Below are 10,687 nucleotides of genomic sequence, written 5' to 3' on the forward strand. Positions count from 1 at the left end.
TAGGACTTGCTGAATAATGGTAAAACCCTTTGAAAATAAGGCTTTTGACCTGTTAAAATCTGATGTTAGTGCAAGAAAATAGGATTGGGACATTCAAAAACCTTGCATTATTCTCCTCGTAGTACATAAACTGGTACAAAAAAAGAGGGCAACAAAGCCTGAAACTCCCGACGACCGGCTACTGACTCCTGACTCCTGACTCCTACCCCCAGGAAAAACTTTTTCAGCAAACCCTAAGTAGGTAGCCATGCAGTGTAAACATATACACCACCAATATTATCTATATTTTCAGGTCCAATTTTCTCTTTTTTAAATTTAAATTTTGCTTGTTTCAGCAATTCTTCATACTGCTCACAAGAGACTTTAAAATCTCCCTTTTCCTCCAGACCAGATTGTAAGGCTTGTCTCTCAAGTTCTGCCAAAATCATTTCCCCCTGTCCTTTAGCAATGTCAATAATATGACTGTGGTAATCTTTCAAAGCAGAGTCTCGATCATCCCTATCATTCGGATCATGTTTACGAAGAAATTCATCTCCTACAATCATTAGACCATTAGGCTTCAAATTCTGCTTGATATTATCAAAGTATTTTGCTTTGTCAGCCGTCTTAATATGATGGTCTGCAAACGAGGAAAATATATAATCAAATTCTCCCTCTGGATTGTAAGTACGGCTGTCTTTATTAAGAGTCTTGACTTTTTTATATTGCTCTCTGAATTTACCTTTAAGAATTTGATAGCAATGCCAGTCAATTTCTACGGCCACTATCTCAGTTACATTGGTAATTTTATTTAAGCGGACAGTAAAAATGCCCGTACCTGCACCTAATTCTAATATTCTGATTGGGGAAGAATTATTGCTACTATGCTCTAAAAAAATTTCGATCATTTTTGACATCATATCTTGATAATAAGCGTGCTTTTCTTCATGTTCATCATAGGGTATTACATCAATATATTCAGACATTTCTATAAGTTTTCTTTCATAGGGAACTAGGTCTTTAAAAATCCTCGCTCTTAGGGAATCAGTCTCTGCTTTCTCTTGGATAGTATGGGGAGGTATAAAAACAGGTATTTTTGAGGATAATAATTTCTCAAATAATTCTTCGTGCTGGGCAATCATGTTTAGATCAGCAATAAAAGAGATATTCTTTTCTTCCGTGTTGTCATCATCATATACTGCAAGCAGCTTGCTTCCTGATACCTCAATAATAGAAAAGTCTTTAGTATTGTTAGCTCCCAAGACATCTGATAGCTTTGCCAAACTTATTGCATAAACATTGTATTTCTTAGAATGTTCTCGGAGACTTGCTAGATGGTAATCAAACTCCTTTTCAGAGAAAAATGCAAACACTCTAATGTTTTCTGAACACGAAGTTGTTAAAATTTCCTGTCCCATCGGCTGTGACCAAAACTGTTCTTCGACGTTGACGAGAGCGATTGCCTTGACATAACAATTTTCTAGATTTCTTTGTAAAGAAATAAGATATAATGGATACTGAGATGCTGGAAGTGAAAAGGTCGATTCTATATTTCTAGAACGCTCATAAAGTTGAGAATAAGAGTCATAAATAACTCTTTGAAAGCAAAGGTTTTTCTTGACATAAGCATTTTGAGAATTTAGTGTTTCTACTTCATCATGAACCCTGCCGAGGATATTACCTATGTCACGGAAATAAACATGAGGAGATCGTGTTCGCTCTGCCAAAAACTTTTGCCAGTCAGGAAACCAGCCGTTTACCAATGCTTGACACATCTTGTTGTTCCATTCAGAATTCATATCTTGTAGCAATTTTACCCAATCGTCACGGTTAGCAGCTTCAATTGCTTGATAGCGTTTTAACGGCTCAATTAATCTTTCACCAAAATTGATAATCTTAATTTTTTCTAGCCGTGCGACTAGCAAACCAGTCTCAAAGTTTAGCCAAGAGCTTTTAGAAGCACCAGGAGTTAAGCAGACAACGCCAATTTTGGCTTGCTGCGAAGCTTTCATAGTTGCGTCATACCAGTTTTCTCCTGGAGGTATATCACGAGATGATATCCAACTTTTTAGAGGAGAATATTTAAATATTGTGTCGGCGAGATGTTCCGCTAGTGGCCTCCCCCACTCGCCTGACCAAGAGATAAAGACTAGTATTTCCATAAAAAACTCCATTGTAGAGGTAATAATTCTTTAATTTGAAGAGATGAGTGAAGTAAAGAAAGATTACTCGATTATGCCTACTCCAAAAGCCTCATCCCCCACTTGTAGTTTACCTTGTGTGGGCATAGCAATGGCAAACGGAAGATGATATGTAACTGGTTCTCCATCGTCATAAGCCACTACCTCAAACGCCTTGACTGGATCGAAGTTTTCAAAATGGCGTGTGAAGGAAAACCTGTCACTATTAGCTCTTATGATCTGTTCAATCTTAACAATCCTATGGCTTGCTGTAGGCTGTAACTTAACAGGCGCAAGCATTTTTAGTTCTTGAAGGAGGTGAATAGTAGTGCTATAAGCGATCTCATCCGTCTCACGAGCGCCCGTTCTTCCACATTCGGCGATCACTCCAACTCCGCCTAACCGGTTAACTTCGTCTATAAGCATAGTATGTCCTCGATGAACTTCCCAGCCGTGAGTATAAATCTCTAATCCCGTCATCCAGAACATTTCCAAATGGCGATCTGTTAAAGCCCCAGCACAAAAAGGTCTTGTTGGAGCAGAGGTTGAATGCAAATCTAGTATATAGTCCATCTCTATCAGATAGGAGGCGAGATCCTTAGCCAATTGAGATTCGTGTCCAAAAGCGTCAGATTTTCCGAAAGCTCTGTTGAGATCAAAGTCAACAAAACGTCTTGTAAGTCGAATGGCTTTCAGATTGGCAACTAGCGTCAGCAAACGACCTCGTAAAAGTCTGCCCCCTACAGCTAACTCACGCTCCAAAACCTCGATAGCATTGAGTCCACAAGTCTCGTCTCCATGTACCCCTCCTACCACACATACCGTTGGACCTAGTTTGCCTGAGTCAAACGACACCAGACGAAATCCTCCCGAATTTACTATCATCTTCATCTACAATTATCTGACTGAAACTTGATCCTAGCTTTTTTGATTTAAACGAATCATCTGAGTAAGCCAGATAGAGAGTAAATAAATAAACCAAGGTATGGAATGGCAAGAATCAAAGGAACATACTTCTCAATCTTGGATAAACGTCTATATTGGATGCGCGGATTTTCCTCCAATATTTCCCATTCTCTCTTGTAGCAAGGGAAAGGTAAATTTGGCTCTATTTCGTAAATTACCTGGAATTTCAGAAAGTTAATTTGTTTATATGAATCAATATTGCTACGCCATATAAAACAGAGACAAACTCCCAAAGTTGCTAATATTAGTAGAACAATATATTTATCTTTAGATTGAGGTAACAAGATTTTTTCAACCAGTACAGGAACCAGAGTTAGCAAGCCAGATAGTAATGACAAATAGAAGGTATTAGTCTTTCCTCTTCTTTCAGTAACTCTATCCATCATCTCCACATACATTTTGTACTGCTCTAAGAGATGAGATTGAAAGTTGGCTCCATAACTTGCTTTTATTGCTTCGTTTGAATTAGGCAGATTTAACTGTTTGTCAGCGTTTTTTAAAAGCGGCTTCTTTTGTTCTTCTTCACTTAGATTTCTATTCATCCTTTCTATCTCTTTCTATCTCTTTTTAGGTTAATTTGCGGTCTCTTCACTTCAGCATTGGGCTTTTTCTTCAGCTAGTGACTTGGCGATCGTGTCAACATCATCAGAATCATCAGGCTCTCCTCGACTTTGTGTGATAATTTTTGCTTATAGAATCATGAAATGTTTACTGGGAAAGACTTTTAGGACTATTTTGCGAATATTCTATCAGTATAGACCCCGTTTCCACTTCTGGGATCGTTGAGTTATCTCCGGCAATTCTGCTAGGGTCATCCGCTTTACCTCAGTGACATCTGACCTCTAGGATGGCACTAAGGCACTAGACCTTGAGAGTAGTTCACTTTACAATAATCTCGTCGGCGCTGTCGGGTTGGTTCATTTCCGTTAGGGTTTGCCAACCTGATTGCCAGAGATTCGCGTCTTGCAACTGTTTAGCATTAATCCAGAAGCGGACAGTCGGATCGCAGGAAGCGACTAATTCCGCAAAAACCCATTGACCGCGATTTTGACGATTGACCACTTGAAAATGTCGCCAGCCCCATGTTTTTTGTTTTGCCGTCCATTTTGACCCCAAGAGATGGGGATACTTCTGTTTTTTGGGCATAAAAGTTAAAACACCTGAGTGCGGGATAGGCTAAAACCCTTATATTATCCTAGTTTGCCAACCCGATTTTTTTCCGGTAGCCAAGGAGAGGAAAAATTATCGGGGCGCTTAAGTGCGCCCCAGTTTTGGCTAATAACCGCGCCAAACACCAACCAAAACCCCTTGCACTTGTACTTGTTCAGTATTGGCTGTAATTGGTTGATATTTTTGATTGGAGGGTTGGAGAGTGATGATTTCGCCTTCTTGGTAGAAACGTTTTAAAGTAGTGCCGTGGCCTTCGACTCTGGCGGCGACGATTTCCCCATTGGACACCGCTTCATTACCCGTGAGAGAACGCATAATCACCAGATCCCCATCGGCAATATGATCCTCGATCATACTGTCTCCGGAAACCCGCAGAGCATAACAGTCTTGACTGCGTTGCAACAGGTTAGAAAGATCGAGTTTTTCTTCCACATCGGTGAAGGGTTCCACTAAACCACCAGCAGCGATCGCACCTAGAACCGGTAAACCTTGCACTGGTTGTTTGAGAATCCGCAGGGTGCGTGCTTTTCCTTCTGTCCAATCAATATAGCCTTTGGCGCGTAAACGTTCTAAACGGCTTTGAATCGGTGCGGGAGAGCGTAAATTCATCGCTCGCATCATTTGCCGGATGGAAGGGGCGTGTTGAGTAGTGCGAATATACTCAATTAGCCAGTCGTACAACTCCTGTTGCGCTTGAGTAAGGGATTCGAGGTTAGTCATGATCTATTTTCCTATGCTTGGGTTAAGATAATTTGTACTTTAGTTCATTTGTGTTTAACCTAGTACATCTTAACTTCATCGGCTGACTAAATCAACTGGTTATTAGAACTCTTGCGAAAATCAAAAATTGTCGTGCTTGGTTAGGAGACTCCGAGACAGGAGATTATGGCTCTTCGTTACTTGTTATGGTTCGATAGGGGGGCATAAATCGACTAAATCCTTATCTGGCAAAAGATTTAACTGATTAGCTCGCTCTAGATCAAAAACAATTGACAAAAATCGTCCAATGTCTTTCTCTATAAGGGTTCCATCTCTTATAACCCCCGTCCATTACATAACACAAACCGAAGAACCGAGATTATTTCTATTTATTCTTCCGACACCCCACACCCCACACCCCACACCCCACACCCTGCCCCCAGGAAAAACTTTTTGCCGCAAACCCTAATTAATAATTCATAATTCCTTCTCCCTGCTCATAGACAGTCTTAACGAGTAATTTAGATAGTCAACAGCTTATCTTCTGACCTAGCACTTTTTTTTAAAAAGTATCATTAATTTTTATCTCAATTCTGAATATTAATTAATCCCAGGGTCGGTTGCTGGCAAACTCAGCAGCGTATTAAGAAAAAATAACGAATTGCTAGAAAGCCGAGAATCTGGATAATGATCGAGGTGGAGACAGAAAAATTGCTCTACTTAAGCCTGTCTGCCGTAAGCGTCCAATAGTAGATAGGGAGTCAAAAGCGACGCTCAAGAAAATCCTTCGGTTGTCAGGGAAACGAGAGGATATTTAGTGCGAAATTGAGCCGTAAAAAAACTTAAAATCCCGACAAATATCGTAAAAACTAAGGGGAACACATGACCAAAAAAACCTATGCAACCATAGACGGTAACGAAGCTGTTGCACGCGTTGCCTATCGTCTCAGTGAAGTAATCGCTATTTATCCTATCACTCCCTCCTCGCCTATGGGTGAATGGTCCGATAGTTGGGCGGCCGAACGCAGAGCTAATCTCTGGGGAACCATCCCTTCCGTAATCGAAATGCAGAGCGAAGGTGGGGCAGCGGGAACCCTGCACGGAGCGCTACAAACAGGCTCTTTAACTACTACTTTCACTTCCTCGCAGGGATTATTATTAATGCTCCCCAACTTCTACAAAATTGCGGGGGAATTAACCTCTTCAGTGGTTCATGTGGCTGCCCGTGCTTTAGCAGCTCAAGGATTGTCAATTTTTGGGGATCATAGTGATGTCATGTCTGCCAGAAGTACGGGTTGGGCTATGTTAGCGGCTAATTCCGTTCAAGAAGCTCAAGATCTGGCGGCTATTGCCACGGCTACCACCCTAGAAACCAGGATTCCTTTTCTGCACTTTTTTGATGGGTTTCGTACCAGTCATGAGGTGCAAAAAGTCGAATTAATTAGCGATGAAACTCTCAAAGAACTGATCGATGAAGACCTAATTATTGCCCATCGTCAAAGGGCTTTAACTCCCGATCGACCGGTTTTACGAGGCACGGCACAAAATCCCGATGTTTATTTCCAGGCAAGGGAAAGCGTCAATCCTTTCTATTATGCTTGTCCCGATATCACTCAAAAAATTATGGATCGTTTTGCCCAATTAACAGGACGGCAATACCATCTCTATGAATACCACGGTGCGCCCGATGCCGAAAGAGTGATTATGTTAATGGGATCGGGAGGGGAAACCGTCCATGAAACCGTGGATTATCTCAATCAAAATGGGGCTAAAGTTGGGGTCTTAAAAGTTCGTCTTTATCGTCCCTTTGCCGCCGACAAATTACTGGCAGCTTTGCCCACTACAGTGAAAAAAATAGCCGTTTTAGATCGCTGTAAAGAACCCGGTGCCGGGGGCGATCCGCTATATTTAGACGTGGTAAATGCCTTTATGGAAGAGTACGAAGGCAAGCTGCCGAAAATTGTGGGAGGACGCTACGGTTTATCTTCCAAAGAATTTACTCCAGCCATGATTGCCGGTATATTTGATAACTTAAGTCTCGACAAACCGAAAAATCACTTCACTATTGGTATCGTTGACGATCTTACCTTTTCCAGTTTGGAATATGACCGCAGTTTTTCCACTGAACCGGACGAAGTAGTGCGGGCGGTTTTCTACGGTTTAGGTTCCGATGGTACGGTGGGAGCTAACAAAAACTCAATTAAAATTATCGGTGAAGATACTGATAATTATGCCCAGGGTTATTTCGTCTATGATTCCAAAAAATCTGGGTCTGTCACCGTTTCTCACCTACGCTTTGGCCCCCATCCGATTCGCTCTACCTATTTAATCACCGATGCTAACTTTATCGCCTGTCATCAGTGGGAATTTATCGAACAATTTGACCTGCTAGAAACCGCTAAATCGAACTCAATTTTTCTCCTGAATAGTCCCTATCCACCGGAGGAGGTGTTTAGTCACTTACCCCGCCATCTCCAGCAAACTATCATCGATAAAAATCTGCAAGTTTATACGATTAATGCCACTCAAGTAGCCAAAGAAGCGGGGATGGGCAGTCGGATTAATACCGTGATGCAGGTGTGTTTCTTTGCCCTAGCGGGGGTTTTGTCGCGGGAAGATGCGATCGCACAAATTAAAAAAGCCATCCGCAAGACCTACGGCAAGAAAGGCGAAGAAATCGTGCAGATGAACATCAAAGCTGTGGATTCTGCCCTAGAACACCTCTATCAAGTCTCAATTCCCGCCACTGTCACCCCTGAAGCTTTTGAATTAAGACCACCAATTCCCGACACTGCACCCGCTTTCGTCCGAGAAGTCCTCGGCAAAATTATCGCCCGTCACGGGGATGAATTGCCCGTTAGCTCCCTTCCCAACGATGGTACTTACCCCACCGCCACTAGCCAATGGGAAAAACGCAATATTGCCCAAGAAATCCCCGTTTGGGATGCGGATGTCTGTGTTCAGTGCGGTAAATGCGTTCTTGTTTGTCCCCACGCCGTTATTCGCTCGAAAGTCTATGATGAGGCCGAATTAGCCACGGCCCCGGAAACCTTTAAAGTCGCGAATGCCAAGGATCACGACTGGAAAGGGCTAAAATTCACCATCCAAGTGGCCGCCGAAGATTGTACCGGTTGCGGTCTCTGTGTTGATGTTTGCCCCGCTAAAAACAAATCGCAACCACGTCTAAGAGCGATTAATATGGCTCCCCAATTGCCCCTGCGGGAACAGGAACGAGTTAACTGGGATTTCTTCCTTAATTTGCCTAATCCAGACCGATTAAGCCTAAATCTCAATAAAATTAACCATCAGCAAATGCAGGAACCTCTCTTTGAGTTTTCCGGCGCTTGTGCCGGTTGTGGTGAGACTCCCTACGTTAAATTAGTCAGTCAGCTATTTGGCGATCGCATGATAGTGGCTAATGCCACCGGTTGTTCATCTATCTACGGAGGTAATTTACCGACAACACCCTGGGCAGTTAACGCCGAAGGTCGCGGTCCGGCCTGGTCGAATTCCCTCTTTGAAGATAATGCCGAATTTGGCTTAGGATTCCGAGTTTCCATCGATAAACAGGCAGAATTTGCCGCCGAACTCTTAGCAAACCTCGCTAGTGAAATCGGAGAAAGTCTAGCGGCAGATATTCTCAATTGTCACCAAGTCGATGAAGCGGAAATTTACGAACAACGGCAACGGGTAGAGGCCCTAAAATCCCGTTTAGGGCAATTAACCCCGACCACGCAGGTGAAAATGTTGTTATCCGTGGCCGATTATCTGGTCAAGAAAAGCGTCTGGATTGTCGGGGGTGACGGTTGGGCCTACGACATCGGTTATGGTGGCTTAGATCACGTTTTAGCCAGTGGTCGCAATGTGAATATTTTGGTCATGGATACGGAAGTTTACTCGAATACGGGCGGCCAGGCCTCGAAAGCTACTCCTCGGGCCGCCGTAGCTAAATTTGCTTCTGGTGGCAAACCCAGCCCGAAAAAAGACCTCGGTTTAATGGCCATGACCTACGGTAACGTCTATGTGGCCAGCGTGGCTATGGGGGCAAGAAACGAGCAAACGATCAAAGCTTTCCTAGAAGCGGAAGCTTACAACGGGCCATCGTTAATTATCGCCTATTCTCACTGTATTGCTCACGGGATCAACATGACCACCGCCATGAACCATCAAAAAGAAGTGGTGGAAAGCGGTCGCTGGTTAATGTACCGTTATCATCCCGATTTAGCTAAAGAAGGCAAAAATCCCCTACAATTGGACAGCCGTGCGCCTAAGCTTACCGTAGCGCAAACTCTCTACTCGGAGAATCGCTTTAAGATGTTGGCCACCAGTAAGCCGGAGGAAGCTAAACGTCTGCTCAAAGAAGCACAAGCAGATGTGGATACGCGCTGGCAAATGTATCAGTATTTAGCAGCAAAAGGTACAGGGAGCAACGAATAGTTATGAATCTACACACTACCTACATGGGTTTACAATTGCGATCGCCGCTAGTCATCGGTGCGGCCGCACCCTTGAGCGAGGATATCGACAATATCAAGAGAATGGAAGACTTTGGAGCCGCTGCCGTGGTTTTACACTCCTTTTTCGAGGAGCAGATTAAACACGAAAGACTGGCTCTACACCATCATTTTACCCACGGAGCCGAGAGTTTTGCGGAAGCTTTGACTTATTTTCCCGAACCGGAGGTTTTTCACGTTGGTTCCGACGAATATCTCAACCATATTCGCAAAGCCAAAGAAATGGTCGATATTCCCATTATTGCCAGTCTCAACGGTGAGACCTCTGGGGGATGGTTGGAGTATGCCATTCAAATTCAACAAGCGGGCGCTGATGCTTTGGAGTTGAATGTTTATTATGTTCCCAACGACCTGGAATTAACCGGAAATCACGTCGAACAAAACTATATTGATATCCTCAAAATTGTCAAATCGGAGGTATCAATTCCCGTCTCGATGAAGTTAAGTCCCTACTTTAGCAATACGGCCAATATGGCTAAACAATTAGCGGAAGCGGGGGCCGATGGGTTGGTATTATTTAACCGTTTCTATCAGCCGGATATCGACTTAGAAACCTTGGATGTTCACCCCAATATTATCCTCAGTAATCCCCAAGCGATGCGTTTACCCCTGCGCTGGATTGCCATGCTTTACGGTCGTGTACCGACGGATTTTGCCGCTACCAGTGGTATTCATAACGCCATCGACGTGATCAAAATGATGATGGTGGGGGCAAAAGCGACCATGTTAGTTAGTGTTTTATTACGCCACGGTTTGGAGGAAATTACCAAGATCGAACAGGGTTTGTTGCATTGGTTGGAAGAAAATGAGTACGAATCGATCGAGCAGTTAATTGGCAGTATGAGTCAAATGAATTGCCCGGATCCCACTGCTTTTGAACGGGTACAGTACATGAAAGCTCTGCAAAGTTACGAACCTGTTTGGAAACGTTTTCAAACCACCAGCAAATAAAAGTGGGAAGTGGGAAGCTTTTTCAGTGATCAGTAAACAGTAATCAGTAATCAGTAATCAGTGAACTGAAAACTTAAGTAGGTAGGCGTTAAAAATTATCAGACACCCCCCTTATCAAGGGGGGCAGGGGGGATCGGCACCCCCCTTATCAAGGGTGATCCCCCCGCCTATCGGCACCCCCCTTATCAAGGGGGGCAGGGGGGATCGGCACCCCCCTTATCAAGGGGG

Annotated in this window: 8 protein-coding genes; 3 read left to right on the forward strand and 5 right to left on the reverse strand. The window is 43.4% G+C overall.

The annotated features are described in order from the left end of the window. Positions 1–233: 233 nt before the first annotated feature. The 5 genes from O9290_RS13740 to lexA all read right to left on the reverse strand — a co-directional run bounded on the left by O9290_RS13740 (position 234) and on the right by lexA (position 5,015). Complete coding sequence (locus tag O9290_RS13740) at positions 234–2,141, reverse strand: methyltransferase domain-containing protein (RefSeq protein ID WP_288087164.1); 1,908 nt, start codon at positions 2,139–2,141, stop codon at positions 234–236. 63 nt (positions 2,142–2,204) lie between these two features. Further along, positions 2,205–3,050, reverse strand: coding sequence for a M14 family metallopeptidase (locus O9290_RS13745; protein ID WP_288055609.1), 846 nt, complete (start codon positions 3,048–3,050; stop codon positions 2,205–2,207). Between the two features lie 50 nt (positions 3,051–3,100). After that, entirely contained in the window at positions 3,101–3,667 is a 567-nt protein-coding gene (locus O9290_RS13750) for a RipA family octameric membrane protein (protein ID WP_288055612.1), read from the reverse strand. 337 nt (positions 3,668–4,004) lie between these two features. After that, a complete protein-coding gene (locus tag O9290_RS13755) occupies positions 4,005–4,271 on the reverse strand; it encodes a TIGR02450 family Trp-rich protein (protein WP_002754323.1) in 267 nt (88 codons plus the stop codon). 129 nt (positions 4,272–4,400) lie between these two features. After that, the gene (gene lexA / locus O9290_RS13760) at positions 4,401–5,015 is read right to left on the reverse strand and encodes a transcriptional repressor LexA (RefSeq protein WP_002758280.1); all 615 of its coding nucleotides are present in this window, start codon (positions 5,013–5,015) and stop codon (positions 4,401–4,403) included. 286 nt (positions 5,016–5,301) lie between these two features. On the opposite strand from lexA, the gene O9290_RS13765 reads away from it, so the two are divergent. The 3 genes from O9290_RS13765 to O9290_RS13775 all read left to right on the forward strand — a co-directional run bounded on the left by O9290_RS13765 (position 5,302) and on the right by O9290_RS13775 (position 10,459). Beyond that, on the forward strand, positions 5,302–5,463 hold the full coding sequence (locus O9290_RS13765) for a hypothetical protein (protein WP_196219802.1): 162 nt from the start codon (positions 5,302–5,304) through the stop codon (positions 5,461–5,463). Positions 5,464–5,876: 413 nt separating this feature from the next. Continuing rightward, entirely contained in the window at positions 5,877–9,431 is a 3,555-nt protein-coding gene (gene nifJ / locus O9290_RS13770; protein WP_288055615.1) for a pyruvate:ferredoxin (flavodoxin) oxidoreductase, read from the forward strand. Between the two features lie 2 nt (positions 9,432–9,433). After that, positions 9,434–10,459, forward strand: coding sequence for a dihydroorotate dehydrogenase-like protein (locus tag O9290_RS13775; RefSeq protein WP_147073068.1), 1,026 nt, complete (start codon positions 9,434–9,436; stop codon positions 10,457–10,459). Positions 10,460–10,687: the final 228 nt, after the last annotated feature.

Source organism: Microcystis sp. LE19-41.2A (assembly GCF_027530405.1).
In the GTDB taxonomy this organism is placed as follows: Bacteria; Cyanobacteriota; Cyanobacteriia; order Cyanobacteriales; family Microcystaceae; genus Microcystis; species Microcystis aeruginosa.

Bases quoted from the DNA above. Each gene is read 5' to 3' on its own strand.
- O9290_RS13740 (WP_288087164.1), bottom strand. From the start codon at position 2,141: ATGGAAATACTAGTCTTTATCTCTTGGTCAGGCGAGTGGGGGAGGCCA.
- O9290_RS13745 (WP_288055609.1), bottom strand. From the start codon at position 3,050: ATGAAGATGATAGTAAATTCGGGAGGATTTCGTCTGGTGTCGTTTGAC.
- O9290_RS13750 (WP_288055612.1), bottom strand. From the start codon at position 3,667: ATGAATAGAAATCTAAGTGAAGAAGAACAAAAGAAGCCGCTTTTAAAA.
- O9290_RS13755 (WP_002754323.1), bottom strand. From the start codon at position 4,271: ATGCCCAAAAAACAGAAGTATCCCCATCTCTTGGGGTCAAAATGGACG.
- lexA (WP_002758280.1), bottom strand. From the start codon at position 5,015: ATGACTAACCTCGAATCCCTTACTCAAGCGCAACAGGAGTTGTACGAC.
- O9290_RS13765 (WP_196219802.1), top strand. From the start codon at position 5,302: ATGTCTTTCTCTATAAGGGTTCCATCTCTTATAACCCCCGTCCATTAC.
- nifJ (WP_288055615.1), top strand. From the start codon at position 5,877: ATGACCAAAAAAACCTATGCAACCATAGACGGTAACGAAGCTGTTGCA.
- O9290_RS13775 (WP_147073068.1), top strand. From the start codon at position 9,434: ATGAATCTACACACTACCTACATGGGTTTACAATTGCGATCGCCGCTA.